Here is a 23,112-nt window from a genome sequence, read left to right as displayed (position 1 = left end):
AAGGTTTTATAATGTTGATGTTACCTAAATAAAACGCATTCATTGTTGAAATCGCGCAGAAAGGGACCGGTACGTACCCAGCCATGACCAAAAAAACAGCAGCACCCAAGCCGCTTCCCATCCGCCACTATGTAAGGGTTATGATCCTGATTGCCGTCATTGTCCTCATCGCGGATCTGATCATCAGCATTACTTCCATTATTATCGTCAGGCAGCAGTCCACCCGGTATCTTAAGGATACGGCGGCGCTGTACATTAACCGGATCAATCATGATTTCGCTTACATGAACCACTATATGGGCTGGACACTGGCCAATGACGAGACGCTGAACACGATGAACGCCTACCGCATCAACAGCATTGAGTTCCTCAAGTCCAACGAGAATCTGCACAAAAAATTTACCGAGCTGCAGAAGAACTACGGCCAGGAATATAATTTTTTCTACTATTTAAAAAATCAGTCCTACTTCCTGAACTGTGCGCCGATCAGCGTGAACTATCCGGACTATCTGGAGCTGAAGCAGCAGATCATCTCTATTATTGATGACAAGGAGGTGTACGAAAAATTCTATTCCAAGTGGACGCCTATTCTGGTAAACGGCAAATATTACGTCATTAATATCGTCCCGTACTACAACCGCTATCTGATCGGACTGATCTCCGCCGACAATCTGATCCGCCCGCTGCGCGAGATTAATCTGGGGGAGAGCGGCTATGCTTCGCTTGTGGATGACCAGGGCACCGTGCTCTCCAGTCCCGTATCCAACAGCGGCAAGGCGGTTCAGGGCGAGGGCCGCTTCTCTCTGCTCCAGCAGCCGCGCACCACGATCAGCAGCGAATTCCTCAATACTACGTTCAGTGCGGACATGGTGATCAAATTCGGGGCTTTTGAAAAAATCATGATTGCCCAGCTCCTGATCGTCCTGCTGTTCTTCATGGTAATCTCGTCGCTGTCGATCATTATGATCTTCTTGAACCGGAGGGTGCTTGGTCCGATCCAGAGCTTCTCTGAGAATCTGGCCCGTATTAATGAAGAAAGCCAGCCGGCCGACTACAAGGGCAGCAAAATCATCGAGCTCGAACAGGCCAACTCCCAGTTCAAGGATCTCGTCCAGCAGATCAAAACGTTCAAAATTGCAATGTACGAGCAGGAGCTGGAGAAGCAGCAGATTCAGCTGGATTATATGAAGCAGCAGATCAAGCCGCATTTTTTCCTGAACTGCCTGACCAGCATTTACAGCATGGCTCAAATTCAAATGTATCAGGAAATTGAGGATATGGCGATGACCACCTCGAAGTATTTCCGCTACCTGTTCCAGAACGGGGAGAACTTCGTGCCGCTGGAGAGCGAAATTGAGCATGTGCAGATGTATCTGGAGATTCAGAAGCAGCGCTACCGGGACGCCTTCAGCTATCAGGTAGAGCTGCCGGAGGAGGCCAGGAATGTGAAGATTCCGCCGCTCGTCCTGCAGACCTTTATTGAGAATTCCGTCAAATACGCCATCTCCCGGGAAAATGAAATGCAGATCACGCTTACTGTGCAGCGCTGTCTTCTGGAAGAACAGATTACCGGTACGCGGATTGAACTGTCGGATAACGGGCCGGGGTTTCCGCCGGAGGTGCTGGAGAAGCTGCAGGGCGGGCTTCCGCTCGATCAGACCAAAGGTACGCATATCGGCATCATGAACACACTGAAACGGCTGGAATATCTCTATTACAATCTGGCCGGCGTTACTTTCACCAACATCCCCGGCAGCGGCGCATGTGTCACTTTATACCTGCCCGATCTTCCGGAGCCTGCAGCAGAAAGGAAGTTAGATCTATGAATATTTTGCTGGTAGATGACGATTATTACGTAATTGCCGCCCTGCAGAAAAAAATCGACTGGCCGCAGCTGGGCATCGAAACCGTATATACCGCGAACAATGTGGCCCAGGCGCGTGAGATTCTGGAGAAGCATCCCGTACAGATTCTGATCTCCGACATTGAGATGCCGCAGGGCAGCGGCCTGGAGCTGCTGGCCTGGATCAGGGAGCAGAATCTCAGCATACAGGCGATTCTTCTGACCAATTATGCCGATTTCAATTATGCCCAGAAGGCGATTGAGCTGCAGAGCTTCGAATATTTCCTCAAGCCGATCGAGTTCGACAAGCTGATGCTGATCATCCAGAAAGCCGTCGCCCGCGCCAAGGAGCAGCAGAGCAATGAGGAGGCGATTATCGGGGGCTACTTCTGGCAGAAAAACCAGTCCAAAAACCTCGAGCATTTCTGGCGGAAGCTGGCCAGCGGCAGCACCTCCTCCCCGGTAAAGCAGGCGGAAATCAGCCGCGCCATCAAAGAGCAGAATCTGTCCTATCAGATGGGCGATCTTATCCAGCCTATCCTGTTCAATGTCTTCCCCCATAACGGCAGCATGGGCAAGGAAGAGAAGGATCTGTTCGACTTCGCGCTGCTGAACGTGCTGTATGAGCTGCTGCAGCATCCCGGCTATACGGTTCAAAGCATTCTGGAGGTAAAGGAGTACAGCTGGATTGCCATTCTCAAATGGAACGAGCCCCCGCTGGACAATGCCTTGCTGCAGGCAACCGGGACCTCTTTTATCCAAAAGGCGGTTCCTTATCTGAAATGCGACGCCTGCTGTACGATCGGCCTGACGGGTGAGCTGCAGCAGGTCGGCAGCATCCTGAAGCAGCTGCTGAACATGGACGAAGAGCTGACGAGATGCCGGAACCAGACTTACCTTGTGGAGAACGATCTGCGCCAGCCAAAGTCCACTTATACTCCGCCGGATCTGGCCCAGCTTGAGGAGCTGCTGAACCAGAACAAGCTGGCTGCTTTTCTGGAGGAGGCTATCCGCTATTTACGGTCCATGCTCAGTTACAAGTCGCTCGACACCTCGGTGCTCGGCCTGTTCCGGCTGGACATGGTGCAGCTGGTGTACTCTTTTCTCAAGCAAAAAGGCATCCAGGCCCACAAGCTGTACGCCGGCAAAACCAATGACAAGCTGCTGCTCCACTCCCTGCACTCGATTGAGGATATGGAGGAATATCTGAAGTACCTGGTCAACACCGCCATGGAGTACCGCGACTTCGCCGCCCAGCCTAAATCGATTGCCGAGGAGATCAAGCAGTATATCCACGAGCATTACGGCGACGACCTGACCCGCAATGATCTGGCAGAAATCGTCTACCTCAATCCGGACTATCTGGCCCGGCTGTTCAAGCGCGAAACCGGCATCTCCCTCGGCAGCTATGTCATCCAGGTGCGCATCGCCGCAGCCAGACATCTGCTGGAAACGACCAGCCTGTCCGTCTACACCATCGCCAGCAAAACCGGCTACTCCAACTACTCCTACTTCTCCAAGCTGTTCAAGCAGGAGGTGGGTATGTCGCCGAATGAGTATAAGAAGGAGCAGCAGCCGCATGGGGTGGGTTAGGTGGCAGGAATAAGTAACAGGGGAAAATAAAGAGCGGCAGTCCGGGATGTGTCGGGTCCGGGGCTGCCGCTTTTTTTTTAGCTGGGCTCGATAAAGGTGGTTGGTTAGCTAAGTTAAATAAAATAAGATGGGTTGGTTGGTTGGTTGGTTGGTTGGTTGGTTGGGAATACGCTGGTACGTAGGCCCTCCTCCGCATTTAGTTGGATTTTCGCCACCTAATTCCACTCTTTTTCTCATATTCTAATAATTAGGTGGAAAATCGCCACTTAATATAGCCCAAAACCCCCTCCAAGCACGAAAACAGTAAAATTAAGTTGCCTTTTTCCACCTAGTTTCTTCAAACAGGCTGTTAGCTCCAAATTAGATGTCGTTTTTCCACTTCGTTCGATCAGCAAGCCCCTCATTCAAAAATCCACTTCTCCGGAGCTCCCTTAGAGGGAACATCTTCTATATTCAAGGCATTGTGTCTGCGGTAATACGCTGTTTTAGAATCACCGTTATGTTCATATTCGATTTTAAAGTAAATGCCTCCCACATTATCTTTCTTAAAAGGGGTTTTCTCCACTGCAATTTTTTGAATATCTGTAACCACTCCACCTTGGGCTTCTATTTTGGAGTGGATTTCTTTTATTACAATTTCATCCCATATGTGACTAACCCATCCAAAGAGGATTAATCCAGTAAACACGATTCCCACAATGATATAGGTTTGTTTATGTTTAAGATTTTTAATCCGATTCATATCAGCCTATCCTCCTACCTCCCGCCGTCCCGTTCCCGCACATACTCCGCAACCATCCGCTTGTTCTTCTCGTCCAGCCGGAATCCGATTCCGCGGAAGTTAATCACAGCGCCGCCCATGCTCGCAGACAGCGCCACAATATCCTCATACGTAGCGACATTGCCGCCCCAGACGGTTTTATCGTACCCTTTTTCAAATTCCGGCCAGTCAGTGAACACCGGCAGCCACGATTCCCCGTCCTCAACACCGAGGGAAGCAAACTGGATAACCGTTCCCTGCTGTAATGTCTTCTTACCCAACTCATCCGGGGCTGACGGCTGCTCCTCTTTAATCTGCATCGGTACCAGGAACTTTGTCTGAACGAGCTCATCCAGCATCCGGGCTTCCGCTGCCCGCAGCATCTGGCTTTTTCCTGCAAATTGCTGCCGGGAATACATGGCCTGGAAGAAACTCAGCATCGCATGCTGCAGTCCCGGATTGCTTACAGGAATCTGGATCTCCGGCGTTCCGCTCCAATCCGGCGGCGGCAAAAGCTCGTCCCTGGCAACCACCACCGTAAGCTGTCCGTTGTCGATAAGAAGGTTACGGATACCTAGCAAATGAAGCTCTGACAGCAGCCTGCGGATGTCCTCTCTGCCAATCTGTTTCATTTCCAGCTGGATCATCTGCTGCAGATAATAGTCGGCTGCATTCGCTGCGAACCTTTCCTCCGAGAATACCCATACCTGATCATTCGCCCCAATATAGGGATAATTCGTGTGGACATCATAGGCGATATATATATTCTCCGCATTCAGGATAGCATTTTTAATTGCCTCAAAAAGCCTCTGTTCATCCAGATGCTCCGCCCCAGGGACCCTGCCGTCCGCCGAATTACGGGCAGATTGAAGCAAACCAATCAAGTCCTGTATCGTAAGTCCTTCGGCAGCTTTCATCGTCATCGCAGACACTGCATGAATATTTCCTTCTGGTCCGCCGTTGTTCCGTTCATTATTCATCGTCAGGTCTCCATTTCATTTACAGGATATGGGTATCGCTTGTTATATTAATACACAAACCAAAGTCTGCTTACGCAGCATTCACATTGTTGTTACATAGGAAAAAATAAAACAGCGGCCGCCAGGACAGGTTAATGTCATTAGCGCCGCTGCAGTCATTTCTTATCAGCATTCTATCCTCTTAACTGTTCAAACTTCCCCCGGTCAAACCCCTTCACCAATAGCCACACCGCCAGACTCATTTCATACACGCCCACAGGCAGGGCAATCAATCCTTTTACCGCAGACATAGGCTCTACCACACCGAACATTTCTAATAGCCCGGCGGTGAATACCAGTACAGCAGTAACCATCCCGAATAGCGCCAAGGGTCTTGGGACAATGCCCGTTCTGAACAGCAGATAGCTGTAAATCACCGTATTCACACCAAGCATGAAATTGGGACCCAGCATGGAAGTCCAGCGGTGAAAGGCTTGCAGCATATAGCCGAGCCCGGCAAGATTTTCTACACTTTTCAGAATGCCTGCCTCATAATGTACACTAAGCTGCAATAAACCCAATATACTTACCACACCTACCGCAATCAGCACGGCCTCCATAAACCGGAAGCATAAATAGGCCAGTGCCAGATGCTCATTCCAGCGGCGCAGGTAAGGGAACAGCATAACTGCTGTACCCACTGCGGTCAGCACAAGCAGAAGATCGTTGATGACTCCGAGTAAAACCTTTGTTTGATATCCGTCCGCTACGGCCCTGTACCATTGCTCCGACAATACAGGCTCATATGAGATTACGGCGATGATTGAAGTAACGGCAGCTACGATATAAAAAATCCCGATAATGATTCCATTTCTTCTGTCCTGTGTCATAAGCGCTGCCTCCTGTAAGTACACTTTTCATTTATTGCGGTTTTCATTTCAAAACATAAGCGGGGGTTACTATGGACCATTATGAAGTCATCGAGCGTGCTTTAGTTCATATTGAGGACAATTTAGACCAGCCTTTGTCAGTAGAGTCGGTAGCGGATCGCTTCAACATGTCAAAATACTATTTTCACCGGCTTTTTTCGGCCGTCACAGGCTCTTCCCTAAACAACTACATACTCTCCCGCAGATTGAACGCCTCCGTAGAGCTCATCAAGTCCGGCAGATGTTCACTGACCGATATTGCCTACCAGCTCAATTTCGGAGCCCAGTCTTCCTTCACCCGCGCTTTTAAAAGACAATTTGGGATCGCCCCCAGCGCTCTTAAAGCACAAGACACAGACATTTCTCTAATCCCAATTCCTCCAGTAGTCAAAAGACCCCTGAAAAACATCAACGGCGATGTCGTCACCGACTTCACCCTGACGGAGCTCGAACCGATCCGGGTAACGGGGATTGCCTTTGAAGTGGATCTTGCTGAAGATTACAAAACACAAATCCGCTCGCACTCGGCACAACTGCTGCAGGCTATTGATACCACGGTAAAAGGCCCTTGCTACGTCATCTATTCCAACTGCCAGCCTGACTCCACCCGTTTCAAGGTGCTGTTTGGAATCCCGGCTGACCTCCGGCTTGACGGGCCTTTCTATTTCACCATTGATGTACCACAGCTCTTCTGTGCCAGATTCAAGTATTCCGGTGATCTTCTGGATATTGGCGATGTACTCAAAACGGATTATGCCAGATTTCTCAAGATCTCCAGGCAGGAAACCGAAGACTCCCATATCGAGCTCATCCAGGCGTTTGATGATGTCCACAATCTCCAATCCGCCTACCACATCTATGCACCTGTCAAAAAATTGCCGATTGATTCGGTGTCCTGACCCCTCCTGCCTGCTGTAATCGTTGCTTTGCTAAAACCAAAGTAACACAGGTGCTGAAGATCCACTTTTCAAATCTTGCTGTAATGACAAAAAGCCCTCTATCACTGCCGGAAAGGCAGGATGGAAGGCTTGTTCAGCTCACATCACCGTAGTAAAGAAGTGTAGCAGGAAAATTGGATCTAAACATCTCTATGCTGTAAGCCATATAAGATGGCTGTATCCCTTTACGATCATAAAAATAGGGGTTTTTAGCGGGGGTATCGATATCCACAGCCAGAGTGCTTCTGCATCCTTCTTGGGTAAAAGCAGATGTTAGAGCCCCAGCGCCGCAAAATAGTGTGATAACACAAAGCGAATTATCCATTGCTTGTTTGTTTAATGCGTTAACATCAGCTTGGTCTCTAGAATATCAAGGACTTCATCTCTTAATATGTCAATATATGCGCTTGTGAAGTTGAAGTTTGCATATACCAGCATAATTGAATCAGGTTATTAGACCCATATAAATACATTTAATGTTGATGTATGTTTATATATGTAAATTATTGGGTTTGAAAGTATTATAGATTTGAAAAGCTGGCCAGCTTTCAAATAAATACTAAAAACAAAGAGAGAAAATGACAGGGTTGAGATATAAGAAAATATATTTCTTACTTTCGCTAAGTTTAGTATTACTTGTTCCAGTTAGCCCACAAGTTAAGGCAGAAGCCAATCCAACGAACGAAAGCCAAACGGATTTTCAAAATTTCGACGTTATTAACCAAGCAAAAACAAGTCAATCAAACATTCAAGATTTCATTAATCAAGCCAGACAAGTCTCGCTTGAATATGCACCAAGTAAGTCAAGTAAACTCAACAAATTAGTTTCCGATCCCCAAGTATTTAATTATACTTATGTAGATGGTGACGTTGGATATTTTTATGAACTATCTTCGTTAGATGATCAAGAATTTGTTGCTACATATCCTGCCGGAGATGTCAATACGAAGCAAGATGTGGCTTCACCGGAAGATATCATATCGAATCAAAATGTTTTTAATTCTAAAACAGCAGTTTTTAATGCAGCTGCCGCCGTAGATCCGATTGGAGATGGGGTTGGTGGTAAAGCAACTGTTTCAAAAAATGGCAGTGTTGAAACATTTGTAATTCATACTCCTGCAACAACAACCGGCCCCACTGCCCGCACTTATATTTATAGTGGTTTTTCTGGTACTGGAGTAGGTAAAACTTCTACTACTTTGAGAACTATTGAAACAGATATGGGCTTAGTTTTTTCAAATGCTTATGGTGTAAATAAATGGCAACCAACCATTAATTACTACTGGGGAAATGCTGTGGATGGCCATGATTCACCGGGAGATCGTATCTCACCATATAATGAAGTCTGGTATATGAATGGATATATACCTAATAATGATATTAATGTAACAATTTATCGAAATCTTAACAACAACACCAGATTGTCCACAGCTGGCTATGCATACTATCAAAAACATGATGGAACCGGAGGGAATAGCTACCTTACCGCTGTGACAGAGATTGCTAATACAAAAGTAAGCAGTACTACAAGTTGGAAATATCTAGCTACTATCGCGGATACCGTTATTAAAAAAGATGGCGTCAATATCCCGCAAGGCGATGCTGCTGGAAGTGTTGTAGTAACTTTCAAGAACATTATTTTAGATAATGTTGCGGTTGCTCCTGTACTTGCAATTCAAGATTTCGCCTCGGTAGGAATTAGCGGAAATAATGTTACAATATCTGTATCTAAATAATTGAGAACAGCTATATCCAACTTAAAGAGGTTGGATATAGCTGTTTAACACATCTAGAGATACGAACACAGATTGTTATAATAAAGGATGGTGCACAAAATTGATGAAAACCATGCGTTATTTACTTTGCCTATTAGTCGCATTAGTTTCTGTTCCTGCTTTATCCGTTTCAGCTTCCGATGCTACAAACGATTCAACAATACTTTTAAAACTAAATCAATTCTATGTGGTCTATACCTCTCCTATGGCTCCTTATGTGGATAAAGAGAACCGATTAATGGTTCCTTTGCGTAGCCTTTCAAATTTATTATCCGCAGATGTAACTTACAACGCAAACAGCAAAACGGCAGTTATTTCAAGAAAAAATGATGGAGATACCAGTGGCAAACCCTCGATAATAAAGATGACCATAGGCTCTAAAAAAGTTGAAATTAACGGGGTTTCGTCCGAAATGGATACACTTCCTGTATTGTATAAAGGAAGCATGTTTGTTCCTCTGAGTATGATTTCAACTTCATTTAACATCGATACAGATTGGGATCAACATAAGAGAATTGTAACTTTAAGTGTCGATCCTGCTTATTTACCATCCGGAGTGGTTAGCGATGAATTACATTTTTTATCAGATAAACTAAACACGGATATCAGACCTCTTAAAGCTTCTGTTACTACACAGACTAATTCATCTGGCATAAATTTAACAAATGTCAAATTAACTGCTGTAAATGAAGGGAAATCCGCTGTACTGAACGGTCAACTGTATCTACATTTTTATGTACAAGATTCTAATTTTCATTTCATTGACATCTCTACCATATCTGGAGAGATAGAGACGAGTGAGACATTTACAGTAAAAACAGCACCTTATACAATTTTATCAGATACCCTTCAATATATCCTTGTGGGAGCTTATAACAATTAATGAAAGCACCGTTTCGATATAGAGACCAGTTCTCTTATTTGAAACGGTTTTTTTGTCCAGCGCTGCTGTACTTATGAAACTTTTAAGTAAGTGACATTCTCAATAAAGATTGCGCGAGCTCCTGGTTTGAACTCTCCCCTTCGTAGGACCGGCTTTTCAAGCAATAGCCTTGTTACTCGTCCCTCTTTACGCTGTTTTGAAGACGTTCTATAGTTTCGGATAATCTAAGAATTATCTAATATAGCCTCATAATCCATAAATGGTTATTCCTCCTTGATAAATTAAAAGATATACAGCATTTTTAGCTGTTTATTTAATCATTAATACAAAAGACTTTGTAATGATAGTCCCTTTTTTTTATTTTAACTAAGTTATACTTCTTGTATTTACATCAAAATGGTAATATCATAAATCTCTTTCTGTCCTTTTAGCAAAGATTTAATGTTCTTTCTTGCCAGGTAAGAACCGTGGAGCGCTTTTTTGACGGTTAACACCAGCTCAATTTTGGAGCCAGCCTTCCTTTACAAGAGCCTTCAAACGGCATTTCGGAATCGCCCCCAGCGCTCTTAAAGCACAAGACACAGACATTTCTCAAATCCCTATTCCTCCAGTAGTTAAAAGACCCCTGAAAAACATCAACGGCGATGTCGTCACCGACTTCACCCTGACGGAGTTCGAATCCATCCGGGTAACGGGGATTGCCTTTGAAGTGGATCTTGCTGAGGAGGATTACAAAACTCGAATCCGCTCGCACTCGGCACAGCTGCTGCAGGCTATTGATACCACGGTAAAAGGCCCTTGCTATGTTATCTATTCCAACTGTCAGCCTGACTCCACCCGTTTCAAGGTACTGTTCGGAATTCCGGCTGACCTCCGGCTTGACGGACCTTTTTATTTCACCATCGATGTACCACAGCTCTTCTGTGCCAGATTCAAATATTCCGGTGATCTTCCGGATATTGGCGAAGTCCTCAAGACGGATTATGCCAGATTTCTCAAGATTTCCCGTCAGGAAACCGAAGACTCCCATATCGAGCTCATCCAGGCGTTTGATGATGTCCACAATCTCCAATCCGCCTACCTCATCTATGCACCTGTCAAAAAATTGCCCATTGATTCGGTGTCCTGACCCCTCCTGCCTGCTGTAATCATTGCTTTGCTAAAACCAAAGTAACACAGGCGCTGAAAGTCCACTTTTCAAATCTTGCTGTAATGACAAAAAGCCCTCTATCACTGATGGAAGGCTTTTTCAGCTACAAGAAACCGCAGCCAGTCATTTAATTGTTTATCTTCTTGCTCAGCCATTCTTGTTCCAGAATCCCCATCTCCCACAGATTCCAGAACTCGTTGCCGACTTTGCGCGCTTCCCGGAGCATGCCTTCTTTTACAAACCCCGCCTTCTCGTAGCAGGCAATGGCCGCATGGTTAAAATCAAATACACCAAGGCTGACCCTGTGTACTTTCAGCTGTCCGAAAGCGATATCCAGAACCTGCCGGATCATCTGCTGTCCGATGCCAAGCCCCTGTAAATGTTTGTTTCCTACGATTACCTTTCCTATTCTTCCTGATTGGTTTTCCGGGTCCGGCGTTAAACTAATATGCCCAATGACCTCTTTATTCTCCTCATACACCACCCGGTAGCTTAGTGTATCACTGTTGATATAATGCTCTAATTGTTGATCCGTTAAAGGGTAGCTGAACGTTTTCCCTCCCCACTGCACCATAAACTCCGGCGAATCAATCCAGGCAATTAATTGCTTAAAATCACTGCGTTCGAACGGCTCCAGTCTGATCACAACGTTCCCTCCTTAATGGTATTGGCCCGAGACATGCTCATCGGTGTCCTGCAGCATTTTGGCAAGCAGCACAATCTGCCCGGCATGATAACCATAGTGAGCAGATACCTGGACAAGCAGACGGCCAATGGTTCTTGTATCAAAGGTTTCGCCGGCCCCGGCAGCACTCCGGTACATCCTGTTCCAGTCCTCCTGCTCATAGCGGATAATAACCTCCCGGGATAAATCGTCCATTGAGACAGCAGCCAATATTTCTTCCGATTGTGACCGCGTATTGCGGAGAAGGCTTACCAGCTTTTCCTTGGTGATTCCTCCGTCCGTGGTGAATTCACGGGTCCGCTCCCGGATGAACGGCCTGTTTCCGATGGCGCTGACAAAGTTCTGATATTCATTGCCTGCCAGATGCAAACAGAGGTTGCCGATGCTGTTCATGGAGTCCTTCGTTTTTGTCCACACCAGCTCATCATTTAACAGATTCAGGCTCTTCTCAATCCGCTCAAGCTGCTTGTTCATATCTTCTATAACATACTGGATTAGCTCGATCACAAGAATTCCTCCTCTTTTCAGTCCGCATAATACTCTTCAGTAACCTGCATCTTCCCGTCAATCCGTTCTGCAACAGTAATATGCGCTTTGCTTTCCCCCGTACTATCGTCAGGTTCACTATAGGCTGTTTTTACTGATCTTATCAGGGTAATCTGTCCATCCTCCCACGCAAAATACTCTTCATTATATCCATTGGGATTTCTGTTGCTGGAAATGAGCTCCTGTGCCTGATGATCAGACTCAACAAAGCTAAACTCGCTTAACTCCTCCAGCACCGGATTGCTGACAAACCTACCCTGTTCATTATCCCAAAACCAGTAATAATGCGGAGCATTCAGCGAAGTTCCCCCTGTTTCCTTCCATAGACTAATATCCAAATGACCATCAAAATTCCAGTCATCGAGCGCAAAACCATAGTTAGTCGCCGTTATGTCCGGGATTTCCGTTTCCTGAAACTCCAATTTCTGATGGTATGCCAAGGCACTGTTATTAACAATTATGGACTGAACCTTGATGTATCCGTCCTTTAAGTAATATTTCGTTTTATCACCCGTTAAGCCATAGCTTTGGACCGTTCGTCCCTGAATTTGAAAAGAAAACGCCGGCTTATCCGCACTGATCGGCTGCTTTACCGTATACTCTATAGGCTTCACAATATCCTCAGGGAGTTCACCGCCAGAATAAGCGTAATACTCTGGCAATATATATTCTTCGCTGTCTCCGCTGTCTGCTGGTACAGCTGCTTCACTTGCAACTGGCGTACTATTATTGACTTTGTCAGGTACTTGACTGTTATTGCTGCTGCAAGAGCAGGTGATCAGCAACAACGCGGCTATTATAAACGCTCTGCCGCCCTTCAATCCCACGTTACCGCCCCCCATAAGACCCGAGGTTAAAATATTTACCGAAATCTGCAGCGACCGACTTTACATGCTCCTCAGAGGCTGCTTCAAACACCTCGATCCCTCTAATATTACACCTGAAAAGCTCCGCCAGCCCGCTATATCTGGATGCATCTACTCCGATTTCCCGCAGACTCAGGCAATTCGCGAAAATGGATAAATCGCCAACTGGATAGATAAACTCCTCAAGCCTCCGCAGCTCTCCCAGGGCAGCCATGTCCGATTCATCCTCAGCCCGGCCGTCCGTTCTGAATGTGGTCAGATTCTTCAAATCTTTCATGAATGCAAAATCGGGGATTACCACTTTTTTGAGTTCCAGCTTTTTCAATTTCGTAAGGTTTGAAATGTAGCTTAAATCGCCAGCTTCTAAGTCTTCCAATTCTAATTCCGTCAAATTCACTAGAGCACCTATTGTGCTGCTGTCGATTGAATCTACTTTAATTAGTCTGAGTGTTTTTAATTTGGGGATATTCTTCAGTTTGTGTACATTCGTTATTGTAAGTCTTACCAGGGCCAGTTTCCTCAAATCTCCTAAATAAGCTAAGTAATCCAGATCGGACTCTGTAAAAGAGGACCCGCCGATTACCAGCTCTGTCAGTCCTGTCAGCTGCTTGAATACTTCATAATCTGCAACGTGATTAGCATGGATAATAAGTTCCTTAAGATTAGGCATACGCGTCAAAAGCTCCAAAGACACTGTCCCGTGTTTTTCCACCAGCTCAGGCCGGATAAAGACCATTTTCTGTTTATTCAACGTTTCCGTAGAAATACAACCCTCTTCCAGCTCATCCTCAAAATGCTCCGCCCAGTATCCGCTAACCGGAATCAGGCTGTTTGGCTCGTTCTCCATGCCAGTCAGTGTCAGCAAATCGTCAAACAAATGTCCCCGCTTCCGGTGAACATAGATCACTTCCTCCATTTCCTTCGGTTCTAACTCACCTGTTCGGAGCTGGGAGACGATGGATTCAACAAACTGACTGAAGCTCTCGGCAATAACGTAGGAGATATTCGTATTGCGGTCTAACGAGATTACCTGACTATAACTTCCCTTTACTCCGGGTTCCAAATCCATAATAAGAACCGACCCGCCGCCGTCATCTGCAAAAGGGACCCAGCCTTTTCTGTATCCTCCCTCTTTTATTGCATCCGGTTTACCGGAGACTATATTCAGACTTGAATTCCTCCAATTATTACCATCAGGCAAGCTATGCCAGGTAAATCCGGCCATAACGCCCATGACCTGATGCCCCTCACCGTTATGCTTCATATACAGTTTTCTGAAATCATCAGGAAATTGGAACCCGATTCTTTTCTCGGCCTCCATGATTTGCGCTTCCTCCACTCCCGGATTCAGCAGCTCCTCAACCTCCGGTATGTATGCTTTCAAAGCTTCAATCAGGCTGCATTCTCCATTTTCATTAAATAACGGCATATAACGGCCCCATTCCGCAAATGTAGATTCTATTAGAACAAATCCAATATATCACATAAAAACCAAAGACCCATCAATCTTTTTCAGAATGAAGGGTCCTTCCATTTGTCTATATCCCCAGCTCCCGCATCCGCAGCACAACCCGCTCCATCCGCTCCTCAAGCTCCGTTTCCCTGAACTTCGGCAGCCGCATTTCGCTTACGATCTGTCCGTCGCACATGAACAGAATGCGCTCCGTCTTGGCGGCAATTCTGGCGTCATGGGTGACCAGCATTACCGCAGTCCCGGTCTCATGGATCTCAGCAAACAGGCTCATGATGCCCTCGGCTGCCTCCTGATTCAGCGCTCCGGTCGGCTCGTCGCCAAACAGGATCTGCGGACTGCCCAGCAGTGCCCGGCAAATGCCTGCCCGCTGCAGCTGGCCGCCGGATACCTGGGTAATGTCCCGCTTTTCGAGGCCCTCAATACCGGTCTTTTTCATAAGGGCTCTCGCCCGCTCCGTTATCCTCTTCACGCTCTTTCTATGATCACGCATCGCCGGAAGGATGATATTATCCAGCAGGTTCATATTCTTCAGCAGCGTCGGCTGCTGGAACACAAAGCCCATCCGTCTCCGGCGCAGGTCGGCCAGCTCATTCTCTTGAAGGGCTCCAAGCTCCCTTCCGTCAAAAAACACCTTCCCGCTGTCCACCGTATCCATTCCGCTCACCGCAAACAGCAGTGTCGATTTGCCCGAGCCCGATGGTCCCATCACCGACACGAACTCTCCCTCGTTAATGCTCACAGACACCCCGTTAAGCACCTTGCGGCGTTCTCCGCCCTGGCCGTAGACTTTTTCGATCTGGTCAGCTGCTATAATCTTCTTCATGTTTCGGATCTACTCCTTAATATAGCCGGATATGGTGATCTTCCCCGTACCCGCTGTGCCGATTATAGTGGCGATAAACACCACGCCAGCCAGCAGCAGCGGACTGAGCAGGTATGCCGCAAGCGGATCGACTACGAACTTGAACGAGGCTGCGCCGAACGAGCGGATAAGCGCACCCGACAGCCCCTCGCCGAGTGTGTTGGCCAGTGCTGTCCCGAGTACAATTCCAATTACTAGCACAGCTGCCGCGCGCGCAAAATACTGCACCCTGAGGTCTGCGTCAGTAAACCCGAGCGACTTCATGACGGCGATGAGATAACGGTCTTTGGCTACCAGCAGCTGTATAAACAGCACCGTAACCATTACGCTGATCACCAGCATCATAATAATGGCAATGCGGGAGGCTGTACCGACTGAGCTTATGGTCGAGCCGAAGGTCTTCGTAACATACTCATCAACACCGGATACTTTGGCAAAAGAGAACCGGTCCGCATACTCCCCCGCTTTGCTGGCGACAAGCGCTTTATCCTCAAGCTCCGCATAAATAACGGACCACATCACGTCTGCAGATTGGCTGGCAAAAGCGGCCTTGGCCGTCTTCCCGCCATTGGTAACATCCGAGTAGGTGCCGCATACCGTCAGCTCCAGCGTCTGCCCGCCGGTCTTCAGCGTAATGACATCACCGGGCTGTTTGCCGAGCTCTTCGGCGTTCATCACAGACAGGGCAATTTCATGGTCAGCCGCAGGCGCTCTGCCCTTGGCATATTTCACCGGGAAAATGGAATGGTCGCCAAGCTCAATCTTGAGCCTTTCCTCCGTGCCGTCCTCCCTCAAAGCAGTAAAGCTCTCTGTTGCAAGCACGGCATACCGGGAGATAGAAGGGTCCTTCTCCATAACCACAGCCACCTCTGCAGCTCTGGCGGCGATATTGTCCGTCTGCTGGATATCCAGGCGCAGATCACTGTTGCCTACGCCCATGTAGGTAATGAAGCTTTTGGCAGAAATCGTGTTGTAAAGGTTCCGGGGTACGGTGATGACGAATGCTGCAATGATGATTACAGCAAGCATGGTCGCGTACAGGCTTTTCCGGGCAAGCACATCTTTGACTCCGAGAAAAACATTCGTATTCAGCAGCCGGTTCGCACTCAGCCGCAGCTGCTTTGCTCCCCTGGATTTATCCTGCGTGGTACCGAACCGTACTGCTTCTGCCGCGGAAATTCTGCGGAAGCGTCCCAGCACCCTGTTCACATAGCCGGTAACGGCAAGGAACACAAGCACGACTCCGGCCAGTCCAAGCAGCAGGGTCAACGAAGCTTTTTCGTTACCGCCCATATACAGCCGGATATTGTCCAGCAGCAAGCCTCTGAACACGAGCGAAAGGGCATATCCGAGGACACAGCCGAGGGCAGCAATACCCGCGTATTTGGCGAGATACAGCTTCTTGATGTCCGATACACGAAGTCCAATAGCCTTCATGACGCCGATTTCGCGGGTATCCCGTTCGATAGTTGCAAGTAACGTGAACCGGATGCACATAAAGGCAATAGCTACAACCAGCAAGCTCACCAGCAGGATAATCGCAATCATCAGCCCGTCGGACATGGCGTTGAGCATTTTGAACAGAGGGTAAGTAATCGTGGGGCCGCCCGCTTCAAGTCCTGCCGCGGTGTAATCATTTTTAAAGTCGCCAAGCATGGATAAATCCTTCAGCCTGAACTCAATCAGATACTCGGTGCTCCCGGAGGATTGGATAGCGGTGTAGTCATTTTCGCTGACCAGAAATCTTTTGGAGGAGGCCAGCAGGGAATTCATTTGGGAATCGCGGAGAAATCCGGCCACGGTCAGTTCTTTTCCGGCAATTATAGCGGTATCTCCAGTCTTGGCGGTTCCGTCCTTCATATAGGCGATTGGCACATAAAGCTCACCTACAGCTGGTGTGATCACCTTCCCGTCCAGGCCCAGCAGGTAATCAAATTTGCTGCTCTCTGTGCTGAACCCGTTGTCCTGAACATTGTCCGCCAGCGACTTGCCGCCGATGATGATCCGGGCATTTTCCACATTCACAAATTCAAGCACCTGATAAGCTTCAACCTTACTGTTATGCCCGGCAAACTCCTTTAACTGCACCCGGTCCAGCTCCCCTGAATGCATCTGCATGAAATGCGGCGTCTTCGCCTGCGTCATCAGCGTATCGATAGCCCCCGTAAGATTGACGGTCAGGATGGCTGAGAGGGAAACAAGCATAGCAGCAGCGGTAACGAACAATAGAGTGGTCAATGTAATGAGCTTGCCGGCGCGCATGTCGCCCCGGATTATCCTGTAGAACATAGGTCACCTCCGGGTTCCAGTCTTTTAATGGATTTCAGGTTATACAGAATAATTGCAGCCGCACTCAGCAGCAGCCCGGCGAGGATGATCAGAAGCCCGATTCCCCTGCCGCTGCCTGTACCGGTTATCCGGCCCACACTGCCTGCAAGCAGTCCCCCGTCTGTCAAAAGCGGAGTAAACACACGGTCGGCGAGCACGCCTGACAGCATATAAGCGGCAATGAAGCCCAGCTGTGAAACTAACCCGATCAGTGACCAGGCCCGGCCCTGCACGGCATTGCTTATGTTCGTCCGCAGAAGGAAATCCAAGCTGGTATTGGCAAACGGCAGGGTAGCAAAAAAGAGAAAACCGGACACGCCAAGCAAAAGCACATTTTCCCGGAGCCCGAATACCGCCATACATAGTCCTCCGCAGAACAGGGACAGCGCCAGGATCTTCACGAAATTCCTTTTGATCGGGAGAACGCCGATGATGATACTGGATGCAAGCATCCCCAGTGCAATGACAGTCTCAAGCGTACCCAGTACAGCACTATCGGCAAAAGCCAGGATCATCGGCATTGTCAGCGTCTCAATAAATCCGAGGCAAAAGGTCAATACCGATGTCATCATGACCAGCATAAGCACGCCTCTGCTTGCCGAAACCGCGCTCCAGCCTTCTTTTAGCTCACGGGTAAAGGACCCTGTCTGCTCTGATTGTTTGGAAGGAAGCCCCCTGCGCACAGCAAGCGTTGAAGCAACGGTAACAAAAAATGTACAGATGTCGATGACCAGCAGCAGCTTCACATCCGACACCAGGAGCAGATAGCCGGCAAGCGCCGGGGAGATGAGATATTTGGCCGAGCCGGCCACCTGGACGAAACCGCTCGCCCGGGTGTACTGCTCCTCCGTCAGCAGATCCGTCACTGTTGCCTTGTACGCCGGATCAAGCAGTGAGGAAAATACCGAGCTAATGGTAACTCCCAGACAGATCTGCCATAGCTCCGCTCCCCCGTTAAGCAGACAGATCAGAATGTAGATGAGTCCGGTTGCGGACAGGCTGTCGCCCAGCATCATTAGCAGTCTCCGGTCATAGCGGTCCGCGAGCACGCCGGCAACCGGACTTAACAAGAGGGAGGGCATGAAGGCAAGCAGAGTGACCAAGGCCATCGCAGATGCCTGCCCGGTCTGCTGATACAGATAAACCCCAAGGCCGAACGCTGTAAGCCCGCTGCCAACCGCCGAAATCAGCTGTCCCGACCATAGCAGCAGAAATTTGCCGAAGGCTTTTTGCGGATTACTCATTGCCCCGCTCATCTCCCTCGTTGCCTCCGAACGCCTGCATCACACTCATCAGGCTTCCTTCTCCGGCCCCGAGCAGCCGCTCCACATTGGCAATAAAGGCCAGAATACGCGACATGCGAACCTCTTCGGTCATCTCAACCATCTCCTCATCAAAAATGGTGTTCGCATAAATGATGATCATCTCCATGCTCTCATACGGGTACGGTGTGTTAAAAATCCCCTGCTGGATGCCTTCACGGACAATGGGTGTCAGGATCGGCGGCACGCCGTTAACAATGATCTTCTGAATCTTCTGATGCATCAGCGCATTCTGCGGCCGGTGGATATGCTCCATAATCTCCTTGCTGCTCTCCCCGCCGTTACCGCTGCTGATATTCATAGCCATAACGGCACGGAGAATACGTTCGACGACCGGAATAGTGGTATCCAGGGCAATGGCCTGCGCCGCTCCCAGCATCTTGCTGCTGTAGCGCTCAATCAGCGCATCCATAATATCCTCCTTCGACTTGAAGTGATGATACAGCGTCCCCCGGGCAATCCCGACCCTGCTCAAAATATCGTTCGTGCTCGTTCCGTCGAACCCCTTCTGCCCGAACAGCTCATCAGCGGCGTCGAGGATTTCATTTCTGCGTGCTTCGGCTTCTTTTACGATTCTCATGGCTGGCTCCTTATTTGTGCGGTAGTTAAACTCAAGCTATCAACAGACCGACTGTCTGTCGGTTATATGGTAAATAATAACACAAAGTTAGATAGAGGGGAAGGAGGAATATGCGGAGGCTTCGACTGATGCATGTTTCAAAAAATCATTTAGTACTCACGGAGCTCTTCAGCGCCATATACCGCCATTGTAATGCTCCAAACGCCCAAGTGTTCAAGTGCTAATACTGGTTTAACTGTATTCCATGCAACTAAAACCAGCTTAAATCAGGGTCTGCACCATATAAGTGCACTCTGTACAATTAAATCAGCCCAAATCAACGAAAACGGGCTTTTCGGGAGATTTTAAGTGTACAGAGTACAACTAAACCTGCTTCAGGAAGAAAAAGAGGCTTTTTAATTGTATAAAGTGCAGCTGTGTTAATTCTCGGGTGTGATCTCCCAATTTCTCCGGTACAACCGAGCACCAGCCCGTCCCGTTTTATCTGAATATTCCCCCGTCTCAACAACCATTCCCTCCACCCTGCGTTCAAACTCCTCCGCCGGCAGCTGCTCTCCTAATATTCCTTCGTATACCTGCTGCAGCTCCGGCAATGTAAACTGCTCCGGCATCAGGTGCAGCGCGATATCGCTGTCCCCCGTCTGCTTCCGCAGCCGTTCAATGGCATACGCGATGATCTTGGCATGGTCAAAGGCGAGGCCGTCATTCATTTGCACAGAGTAGGCAACGGACTTCGAATGCAGCCTGGCCGTAACAGTCCGGCTTATAACAGCTTTCAGCTCTTCCCCTTCATTACTGAGTTTAAGCTCATAGGTCCAGGTTTGGACGTATCCTTTATCCAGCCGCTCCTTATGCTCCGCCAGCTGGCGGTAGCTCACCTTGAACCAGGCAGCATCCTGGGCATCATCACCTGCCTGCACCTGCAGCCGCCCGCTGCTGAGCAGTGCCATATAGCTGCAGCTTATCACCCAGGTGCGCGGGTCACGGCCGACATCAGAGAAGACTCCCAGCTGCTCCAAGTACACATCGTTCAAGCCGGTCTCCTCGCTAAGCTCCCGCGCCGCTGCCTGGTCTGCCGTCTCGTCCGGCTGGACAAAGCCGCCCGGCAGCGCCCATTTTCCGAGAAAGGGATGTCCTCCCCGGCGGATCAGCAGGAGGCGCAGCTCTTTTTCCGGATAGCCGCTATCTTCACCCTGCCCCGCATCCGCGACCGCAAAAATCACCATATCGGCTGCCACCGAAGGCCGCTCATAATCCCCTGCCCGGTATTGCTCCAAAAACTCGCGTTCCGTAAGTCCGTTACGATCCACAATTTCCACTGCCGCTGCCCCCTCGTTCACCTATTACCACTACTATACCTGTCCACCGAAATAGTTGCTATAAGGCGTGAATTTCGCCAGTACCTCATCTACCCTGCGCATCCGCTCTTCCAGACTTCCCCTCAGCGTGATATACGGAATCCGCCGTGCCTGTAAATCGGCAATGATCTGCTTGTGAAACACATGCCGCTTCTGATCCCCGCTGCGGTCCCACGTATCGTCATACGGAATATCGTCGCCGCACAGAAAAAACAGATCATACCGCTGCGCATTCTCCAGAGCAAGCCGGGTCAGCAGCTCCGGTGCCTGCCCGTGATAATCCAGCGCATACATATAGGTCGTAATCGCATTCGTATCGACAAACAGATACCGGTCCGCCGCAAGCAGCGCCTGCTCCTCCCGCTCTATATGGCCGGCTGCAATTTCATCAAAAGCCTCAAGTCCGATCCGGCGGTCCACCTGATGCTCCGCCCAGTAATCGCGCCCATATTCACTGGCATAGGCCGTCCGGTACCGCCGGGCCAGTGCTTCGGTAATGGTAGATTTGCCGGTGGACATTGCTCCCACAAAGACGACCTTCGTTATCAAATCGCGGTACACGAGATCACTGACATAATCCCGGTACTTATAAGGGTCGGAGCGGACCATTGTGGCCGATACCGGCACCCTCACACGGGCTTCATCCACCCGCCGGTCTGCCGCACCAAGAGCGATGCTCATATGCTTACCGTAGAACTCGCTGGAATAAAAGTGGGTTACCTGCTCGCCTTGTAACAGTCCCAGAATATACTGCTCTTCACGGATCTCATGCTCCCTGTCGTCGGAATAGCCGTCCGGACCATCCCAGGCTTCAATGACCCGGACCGCCGGATACAGCTTGCGGATCCAGCCTGCCCGGATGTGCAGCGGAATAGGAGAAACGGCCGTTTCATAGATTACCACAATGAGCTCATCGACCTCCTGCAGGGCCGTTTCGATCATATACTGATGCCCTTTATGCAGCGGAGCAAATTTGCCCAGTGTCAGTCCAAGAGTCTTCATGCCAGCGCCTCCTTCGCACCTTTGTTCCAGTTATAGTAGCCGTAAACCGCGTTGAGCAGATAGGCGCTCCACATGACAATCATCAGCGGGCCTTCGCTGCTCCCCTCCGATGTCCGGATTGCCCACAGCAGCACCGTGAACATATTCAGCACAATATAGACCAGCCACTGCTCCTTGAATCTGCGCACCATCAGGATTGTTGCAACGACCGACAATACAGTAGTCAGAGCATCAATATACGGCGAGTTCTGCCCCGGTATGAATGACAGGCCGTACCCAAGCAGTAGGAACCCGGAGATACAGACAGCTCCAACCAGAAGTATACCTCTAATCTCCATCTGCCGCATCGCCAGCTTACCGCCCTGAAAATTTTTACGCCACATGTAGAAGCCGACAATGTTCATCGGGACAAAAAACAGCAGATTCAGCAGCACTTCCCCGAACAATCCATTAACATAGGCCAGATACGCATAACCGAATGTATTATACATCCCGAACACATAGCTCATCAGCTTTCCCTTCGCCGTAAGCACCACACACAGCACCCCGGTGATAAATACTGTAAAGCCAAATAATGAATCCTTGGACAGGAATGTGAAAAGTACCCCTATTGCCGAAAATATGATCAGCCAGACGATTTCGAACCACTTCCAGTTACCCGTAACCTTGCTCATGCTGCATCCCTCCATTTTCTCTGCTTATCCTGATCCAATACATATTAACTATTTGATAATTTCATTTTGTTAATATCAATTTAACAGAGGATCCGGCAGAATGCAAGGAGGATTTCCCAGTGCTTGTTCGTGACAGCTTGCAGGCAAAATAAAACGGCCCCCATCCCGGGAAAACACCCGGGGATGAAGGCCGCTTAACTTAATATTCAGTTCAAGTAAGTCCATGACAGAAACACACAAATGGCTGCAACTCCAAAAAAGATAACAGCAATCCGGGTATTAGACCTGAATTTGATCCCATAAGCTCCAAAAAAGATGGCGGCTGCGATTTTGGCAATACTCTGATAATACCCGTGATCCGCAAAAATCGAACTGCTGAAGACCACTGCAGCAAGCAAGGAAGCTATAATCAGAATCTTAAACCACAGAGGCTCCCACAAAAATTGTTTGTACATTCCGATAATCCTCTGCATCGATAGCCAGCCCCCTTGTTATTTAAGAATTTATTCCAGAATACCATCAAGGCCTTCAGCCGTCATCTGTTTCTGAAGCGTTTATCCGGGAAGGTTTTGTTAGGGCGTGTAT

Annotated in this window: 21 protein-coding genes; 5 read left to right on the top strand and 16 right to left on the bottom strand. The window is 48.6% G+C overall.

The annotated features are described in order from the left end of the window. The first annotated feature begins 83 nt into the window (after positions 1-83). Both M2108_RS06975 and M2108_RS06970 read left to right on the top strand, forming a co-directional pair. Positions 84-1,826, top strand: coding sequence for a sensor histidine kinase (locus tag M2108_RS06975; protein ID WP_277468685.1), 1,743 nt, complete (start codon positions 84-86; stop codon positions 1,824-1,826). After that, a complete protein-coding gene (locus tag M2108_RS06970; RefSeq protein ID WP_277468686.1) occupies positions 1,823-3,436 on the top strand; it encodes a helix-turn-helix domain-containing protein in 1,614 nt (537 codons plus the stop codon). Before M2108_RS06975 ends, M2108_RS06970 begins: the two co-directional genes overlap by 4 nt. Positions 3,437-3,836: 400 nt before the next feature. Here M2108_RS06970 and M2108_RS06965 read toward each other — a convergent pair whose 3' ends face one another. From M2108_RS06965 to M2108_RS06955, 3 genes are all read right to left on the bottom strand, one after another. Beyond that, on the bottom strand, positions 3,837-4,178 hold the full coding sequence (locus M2108_RS06965) for a hypothetical protein (protein ID WP_277468687.1): 342 nt from the start codon (positions 4,176-4,178) through the stop codon (positions 3,837-3,839). Between the two features lie 14 nt (positions 4,179-4,192). Next, on the bottom strand, positions 4,193-5,176 hold the full coding sequence (locus M2108_RS06960) for an SseB family protein (protein ID WP_277468688.1): 984 nt from the start codon (positions 5,174-5,176) through the stop codon (positions 4,193-4,195). Positions 5,177-5,349: 173 nt separating this feature from the next. After that, positions 5,350-6,045 (bottom strand): DUF4386 domain-containing protein, encoded by a 696-nt coding sequence (locus tag M2108_RS06955; RefSeq protein ID WP_277468689.1) that lies wholly within the window; start codon positions 6,043-6,045, stop codon positions 5,350-5,352. 71 nt (positions 6,046-6,116) lie between these two features. Here M2108_RS06955 and M2108_RS06950 point away from each other — a divergent pair, with 71 nt between their 5' ends. The 3 genes from M2108_RS06950 (at position 6,117) to M2108_RS06940 (ending at position 9,680) form a co-directional block, all read left to right on the top strand. Further along, a complete protein-coding gene (locus tag M2108_RS06950; RefSeq protein ID WP_277468690.1) occupies positions 6,117-6,983 on the top strand; it encodes a helix-turn-helix transcriptional regulator in 867 nt (288 codons plus the stop codon). A gap of 617 nt (positions 6,984-7,600) precedes the next feature. Continuing rightward, the gene (locus tag M2108_RS06945; protein ID WP_277468691.1) at positions 7,601-8,758 is read left to right on the top strand and encodes a YrpD family protein; all 1,158 of its coding nucleotides are present in this window, start codon (positions 7,601-7,603) and stop codon (positions 8,756-8,758) included. 103 nt (positions 8,759-8,861) lie between these two features. Continuing rightward, a complete protein-coding gene (locus tag M2108_RS06940) occupies positions 8,862-9,680 on the top strand; it encodes a copper amine oxidase N-terminal domain-containing protein (RefSeq protein ID WP_277468766.1) in 819 nt (272 codons plus the stop codon). Positions 9,681-10,167: 487 nt separating this feature from the next. Here M2108_RS06940 and M2108_RS31580 read toward each other — a convergent pair whose 3' ends face one another. The 13 genes from M2108_RS31580 to M2108_RS06875 form a co-directional block, all read right to left on the bottom strand. Further along, entirely contained in the window at positions 10,168-10,752 is a 585-nt protein-coding gene (locus M2108_RS31580) for a hypothetical protein (protein WP_277468692.1), read from the bottom strand. A 205-nt stretch (positions 10,753-10,957) separates the two neighbouring features. Continuing rightward, positions 10,958-11,476 (bottom strand): GNAT family N-acetyltransferase, encoded by a 519-nt coding sequence (locus tag M2108_RS06930; protein ID WP_277468693.1) that lies wholly within the window; start codon positions 11,474-11,476, stop codon positions 10,958-10,960. A gap of 12 nt (positions 11,477-11,488) precedes the next feature. Beyond that, on the bottom strand, positions 11,489-12,022 hold the full coding sequence (locus M2108_RS06925; protein ID WP_277468694.1) for a DinB family protein: 534 nt from the start codon (positions 12,020-12,022) through the stop codon (positions 11,489-11,491). A 17-nt stretch (positions 12,023-12,039) separates the two neighbouring features. Further along, the gene (locus tag M2108_RS06920; protein WP_277468695.1) at positions 12,040-12,888 is read right to left on the bottom strand and encodes an XAC2610-related protein; all 849 of its coding nucleotides are present in this window, start codon (positions 12,886-12,888) and stop codon (positions 12,040-12,042) included. 1 nt (position 12,889) lies between these two features. After that, positions 12,890-14,356 (bottom strand): SMI1/KNR4 family protein, encoded by a 1,467-nt coding sequence (locus M2108_RS06915; RefSeq protein WP_277468696.1) that lies wholly within the window; start codon positions 14,354-14,356, stop codon positions 12,890-12,892. Between the two features lie 109 nt (positions 14,357-14,465). Next, complete coding sequence (locus M2108_RS06910; protein ID WP_277468697.1) at positions 14,466-15,224, bottom strand: ABC transporter ATP-binding protein; 759 nt, start codon at positions 15,222-15,224, stop codon at positions 14,466-14,468. A gap of 9 nt (positions 15,225-15,233) precedes the next feature. After that, the gene (locus tag M2108_RS06905) at positions 15,234-17,552 is read right to left on the bottom strand and encodes an ABC transporter permease (protein ID WP_277468698.1); all 2,319 of its coding nucleotides are present in this window, start codon (positions 17,550-17,552) and stop codon (positions 15,234-15,236) included. Next, on the bottom strand, positions 17,537-18,835 hold the full coding sequence (locus M2108_RS06900) for an MFS transporter (RefSeq protein ID WP_277468699.1): 1,299 nt from the start codon (positions 18,833-18,835) through the stop codon (positions 17,537-17,539). Before M2108_RS06900 ends, M2108_RS06905 begins: the two co-directional genes overlap by 16 nt. Next, positions 18,828-19,493, bottom strand: a complete 666-nt coding sequence (locus M2108_RS06895) for a TetR/AcrR family transcriptional regulator (RefSeq protein ID WP_277468700.1) — start codon at positions 19,491-19,493, stop codon at positions 18,828-18,830. The genes M2108_RS06900 and M2108_RS06895 overlap by 8 nt, the downstream gene beginning before the upstream one ends. Positions 19,494-19,912: 419 nt before the next feature. Then, positions 19,913-20,812, bottom strand: a complete 900-nt coding sequence (locus tag M2108_RS06890; RefSeq protein ID WP_277468701.1) for an NUDIX domain-containing protein — start codon at positions 20,810-20,812, stop codon at positions 19,913-19,915. A 33-nt stretch (positions 20,813-20,845) separates the two neighbouring features. Next, positions 20,846-21,853 (bottom strand): AAA family ATPase, encoded by a 1,008-nt coding sequence (locus M2108_RS06885; RefSeq protein ID WP_277468702.1) that lies wholly within the window; start codon positions 21,851-21,853, stop codon positions 20,846-20,848. Next, a complete protein-coding gene (gene pnuC / locus M2108_RS06880; RefSeq protein WP_277468703.1) occupies positions 21,850-22,527 on the bottom strand; it encodes a nicotinamide riboside transporter PnuC in 678 nt (225 codons plus the stop codon). Before pnuC ends, M2108_RS06885 begins: the two co-directional genes overlap by 4 nt. Positions 22,528-22,733: 206 nt before the next feature. Further along, the gene (locus tag M2108_RS06875) at positions 22,734-23,000 is read right to left on the bottom strand and encodes a hypothetical protein (protein ID WP_277468704.1); all 267 of its coding nucleotides are present in this window, start codon (positions 22,998-23,000) and stop codon (positions 22,734-22,736) included. Between the last annotated feature and the right edge of the window lie 112 nt (positions 23,001-23,112).

Origin of the sequence: Paenibacillus sp. PastM-3 (assembly GCF_029893965.1) — a bacterium.
Lineage (GTDB): Bacteria > Bacillota > Bacilli > Paenibacillales > Paenibacillaceae > Paenibacillus_AQ.
Note: the sequence above shows the minus strand (reverse complement) of the source record. Positions and strands in the feature narration are given on the sequence as shown.

What these genes read in the sequence shown, in the direction of transcription:
- M2108_RS06975 (WP_277468685.1), top strand. Translation starts at nt 84, where the DNA reads ATGACCAAAAAAACAGCAGCACCCAAGCCGCTTCCCATCCGCCACTAT.
- M2108_RS06970 (WP_277468686.1), top strand. Translation starts at nt 1,823, where the DNA reads ATGAATATTTTGCTGGTAGATGACGATTATTACGTAATTGCCGCCCTG.
- M2108_RS06965 (WP_277468687.1), bottom strand. Translation starts at nt 4,178, where the DNA reads ATGAATCGGATTAAAAATCTTAAACATAAACAAACCTATATCATTGTG.
- M2108_RS06960 (WP_277468688.1), bottom strand. Translation starts at nt 5,176, where the DNA reads ATGAATAATGAACGGAACAACGGCGGACCAGAAGGAAATATTCATGCA.
- M2108_RS06955 (WP_277468689.1), bottom strand. Translation starts at nt 6,045, where the DNA reads ATGACACAGGACAGAAGAAATGGAATCATTATCGGGATTTTTTATATC.
- M2108_RS06950 (WP_277468690.1), top strand. Translation starts at nt 6,117, where the DNA reads ATGGACCATTATGAAGTCATCGAGCGTGCTTTAGTTCATATTGAGGAC.
- M2108_RS06945 (WP_277468691.1), top strand. Translation starts at nt 7,601, where the DNA reads ATGACAGGGTTGAGATATAAGAAAATATATTTCTTACTTTCGCTAAGT.
- M2108_RS06940 (WP_277468766.1), top strand. Translation starts at nt 8,862, where the DNA reads ATGAAAACCATGCGTTATTTACTTTGCCTATTAGTCGCATTAGTTTCT.
- M2108_RS06915 (WP_277468696.1), bottom strand. Translation starts at nt 14,356, where the DNA reads ATGCCGTTATTTAATGAAAATGGAGAATGCAGCCTGATTGAAGCTTTG.
- M2108_RS06910 (WP_277468697.1), bottom strand. Translation starts at nt 15,224, where the DNA reads ATGAAGAAGATTATAGCAGCTGACCAGATCGAAAAAGTCTACGGCCAG.
- M2108_RS06905 (WP_277468698.1), bottom strand. Translation starts at nt 17,552, where the DNA reads ATGTTCTACAGGATAATCCGGGGCGACATGCGCGCCGGCAAGCTCATT.
- M2108_RS06900 (WP_277468699.1), bottom strand. Translation starts at nt 18,835, where the DNA reads ATGAGTAATCCGCAAAAAGCCTTCGGCAAATTTCTGCTGCTATGGTCG.
- M2108_RS06895 (WP_277468700.1), bottom strand. Translation starts at nt 19,493, where the DNA reads ATGAGAATCGTAAAAGAAGCCGAAGCACGCAGAAATGAAATCCTCGAC.
- M2108_RS06885 (WP_277468702.1), bottom strand. Translation starts at nt 21,853, where the DNA reads ATGAAGACTCTTGGACTGACACTGGGCAAATTTGCTCCGCTGCATAAA.
- pnuC (WP_277468703.1), bottom strand. Translation starts at nt 22,527, where the DNA reads ATGAGCAAGGTTACGGGTAACTGGAAGTGGTTCGAAATCGTCTGGCTG.
- M2108_RS06875 (WP_277468704.1), bottom strand. Translation starts at nt 23,000, where the DNA reads ATGCAGAGGATTATCGGAATGTACAAACAATTTTTGTGGGAGCCTCTG.